A 3,448-nucleotide genomic window follows, 5' to 3' on the forward strand; every position below is an offset into this window, starting at 1 on the left:
ACCTTACAGCTCCATGGCGTACCTTTTCTTCCGGATTTTAGACTTTTTCGATATGTTGCATACTTGGTGCAAAGTGCGTCATCCCTTGGATCTAGGAGATATACAGTTATGTCACGACCGATCCCATCATTTCGTGCAGCTTCCGCCAATTTAGGAAAAGTAGTGGCTCTTGTGTAACGGCCGCAAGCCCCTTTATATATCCAGAACTTGCTCGTCAGCGTAGCCTCTTTTAGCAAATGACCAATTTGCTTCGGCTCGACAATCTCTATGGCAGATCGCTTCACAATTTCAGGTCTAAGCCAGAATACAAAACTCCCAATAAAAACGGTTACAATTATTGAAGTAACGAGATTATCAAGCAATGAGATCAATGCAGTTTGGGCACTTGAGGAGATTAGCTTCTCGATTTCTGGAATTAATAAAAATCTAAGAAGCACAGCAATCAAAAAAACTAGCGAAAGCACTATGTAGAAAGTTTGTCTGTAGTGCTTTTTTGATAAAATTTCGTCCATATTCTCAGTGCTCACTAATGTTATTCATAAGCTCACACCGAGATGAGCAGGGGCGTATCCGTGACATATCGCTGACCGGTGACTCAGCGATGATAAATGCCATCATCCAAGGGCGGACCATCAGTAGTGACTCCGCTGATGGAATCCCTTGGCTCAAAGATTGATCCTCCAAATATCGCGTCAAAATCAGCTTCCACATCCCGTAGGTAGTCCAAGATGATCTCCAATAGCCCTCGGAACGTGTGGCAGTGCCATTCGATGTGTGGAGTTATTACTGCGAGAACCCTGGCTTTGAATTCATCTAAATCCGTCGGAACGTCCAGCAGCGAGCCTGTGTGCAACACCGGCGCCATGCTCATGTAATTGAACATGGATAAGGCCATTAGCGACGTACTACTCTTATTTCTCAAGTGATCAAACTTTTCTTGGTCTTGAGGACTAAGATTTTCGTAAGCACGGTCCCGCAAAGTGTTGCACGGTTCGGTGTATTGAAGCGGGTTGTCCGCCGCATCACCGACAAGTGGGCAAAAATACCTTTTCCACCAGGCTTCAAAATATCGTTGCTGGAACTCCAGGTACGTCAGCCCTACAATGTTTGTGTTTTGCGTATACCGCTTGGCACCCTGCTGAAGCCCATGCTTCGAAATGATAAATCCGATGTTGGCACCGGTTTCATGCATAATCGTCGTGAACGAGTGCACTACGGACTGGGGTATGGCGCTGCCCCAATTCTTGCATTCCACGATGTATCTGACCTTGTCCACACTCCGGACGTCTACCGCCATGACATCCACATTCACTGAGCCACGCGGCGTTTCGAGATCAACCTCTACGTCTGCCGACAGGCCGACATTACGGAAAATTCGTTGCACACCACTTTGAAGGTCTCGCCAGTCTTGTGGTAGCGGATTGTCGATCACACCTGCGTCTCCTGTGTGCAGTTCGCAAGCAAGGAAGGCTACTGGGTCGCACGAACGACGTCCACCAACTGTTCTCATCACCAGAGTTGGATACAGTGATGGTCCATCAGGTCCTCTATTCACCCTATCGGGCGGCGACCTGCCCCCACCCGGCTCTTGGGTCATCGCAGGGATCACACACTTTGATTGGGTTACTCATCGACGGAGATCCTTCAGAGCGTTCCTGACGCACTTCAAATAGTTCACAGGTTTCGGACTGATGTCATACCGGTTAACTCCCCAACAATCCGCTTCGTTGCCGCTAATCCAGACAACTTCGTCGGATGGGATCTTCTCGATAAAAGCCATCACTGCACCGTATGCTGTCCCATGGGCTATTGCATGCTCCGCAATCGCTTCGTTGCAGAGAGTTTCGATTTTTCTTGTTTGTGCATTAAAGCAGCCATGAAACCCGAGGTATGAACCAGGAACGGCTACATGCTCTCGTCCAGCAATGAAAATAATTGCGGCGCAAGCGGAGATGCACCTCCCGCCTGGAGCTATATAGGTATTTACGTAGTTGGCATCGATAACCCCGGATAGTGCAAACGCAGCTTGAACACTGCCCCCAGGGCTTTCCAGAACCAATGTGTAGTATCCATACGAATGTTTGGCATTCGGCGTCAGAGCAGCTTTGAAGCGAGTTGCATCTCCAGCCACAATCTCACCGCGACCCAGGATTGCGGGTTCACCTTTCATGGCCACCACGTCAAAGGTCATCGCAGACGAGCACTCACAAGCAAGTGACCATAAGGCGATTGCGACTAGCTGCGCGACAGGCGCTCTCATGGTATTCGATTCATTTCGGCGCATTAGCGTCCAATTCCTTATAGACGGCAAACCGTGTCGCGATGGCATGTCGTATAACGCTTCTTGTCGGTCTGTAAGTCCTTTTCTAGCTTAGACGTGAACACGGCAAACGCGACATTGCCCAGAGAGAAACACGAAAAGGTGATGGCCAGCCCTACTGCCTAGTAGCTTCGAAAGAAGCATCGGTGATAATTCTGATTTGTGATTCTTTGGCCATCCGTCCGCTCTTGGCCGAGACTGTGTAAAAACGTTTTTGAGCGCGACAGGTACTCAAAATCGGACTGGAAATCACGTTTCTACGCGAAATCCACATATGCTGACGTGCCGATAAATTTCAGATTTAACGTAGATGCGCATACTTCAATTTTGGTGAAGCGTTTTTACACACTCTGGGCCGTTTTCTGCCGTTCATGGTTACGGAACGTGCTGGTCAAGTCCGATGCAAATGGGTGGTCAAGTCAGTGCAATTACCCACTTTGCCGAAGCGCAGGGCATCAAGGGCTTTGCCGTTGAGCTGTAAAAGGTAGGACTTCACGATTCGGTGATCCGTGACGCCGGCGTGTTTTGTTTACTTACGACGCTGCGCCAGACGTAGCATCAGGTCTCGGGCTTCACCGTACCCATACGCGCGCAGGAATCCATCGTAGGTGTCGGGGAATGCGATGATTCGCCCTGCGTAATACTCGAGAGGCACCGCTATGTCGGCCTCGTTCAAATAGTTCTGTTCGATGAAGTGCTCAAGCACGAGCATGTGGTCAAAGAAAGACTCGAAGCTGTCGCGTATGAACTCCTGCTGCTTGTCGAACCCCATACCCTTCTGGTGCACCACAAGCGCCAGTTTCAGATCCCTCCAATGCACCGTGAAGGGCTGCTCTTCGTAGGTAAAGGTTCGTCCTGACCAGTCCATCATCCGCATTGCCGAGCGCGCCAATGGGTCGGTGAAAATCTCCTTCATCATGTCCCGCGCCGCGGCAAGTTGCTTTTGACGATGCTCGTTCTGTTTCTCCTGAATAGCTTTCGTAGCAGATCGGAGACCGTTCCTTACACCCCAGAATGCGATGAATATGCTCACTACGGCACTGACAATGACAATCCAGTCTTTGAGGGCAATGGGCAGGAATGTATCTTCCTTGGGCATAGCATCAGTGGCCAAGGCCAATGTAGCTG

At 49.7% G+C, this 3,448-nt stretch carries 4 protein-coding genes; all 4 read right to left on the reverse strand.

The genetic code is table 11. From position 1 onward, the window contains the following. On the reverse strand, window positions 1-512 hold a 512-nt coding region (locus tag AC1DVH_RS28040; protein ID WP_477756527.1), incomplete at its 3' end, for a hypothetical protein. Between the two features lie 83 nt (window positions 513-595). Further along, a complete protein-coding gene (locus AC1DVH_RS28045) occupies window positions 596-1,432 on the reverse strand; it encodes a restriction endonuclease (protein ID WP_477756528.1) in 837 nt (278 codons plus the stop codon). Between the two features lie 195 nt (window positions 1,433-1,627). After that, a complete protein-coding gene (locus tag AC1DVH_RS28050) occupies window positions 1,628-2,170 on the reverse strand; it encodes a hypothetical protein (protein WP_477756529.1) in 543 nt (180 codons plus the stop codon). Between the two features lie 679 nt (window positions 2,171-2,849). Then, window positions 2,850-3,448, reverse strand: a 599-nt coding sequence (locus tag AC1DVH_RS28055) for a hypothetical protein (protein WP_477756530.1), incomplete at its 5' end; no start/stop codon positions are given.

The organism is Pseudomonas sp. P4_C3 (assembly GCF_056402075.1).

Excerpts from the sequence above, each read along its gene's own strand:
- AC1DVH_RS28050 (WP_477756529.1), bottom strand. The coding sequence starts at position 2,170 with ATGAAAGGTGAACCCGCAATCCTGGGTCGCGGTGAGATTGTGGCTGGA.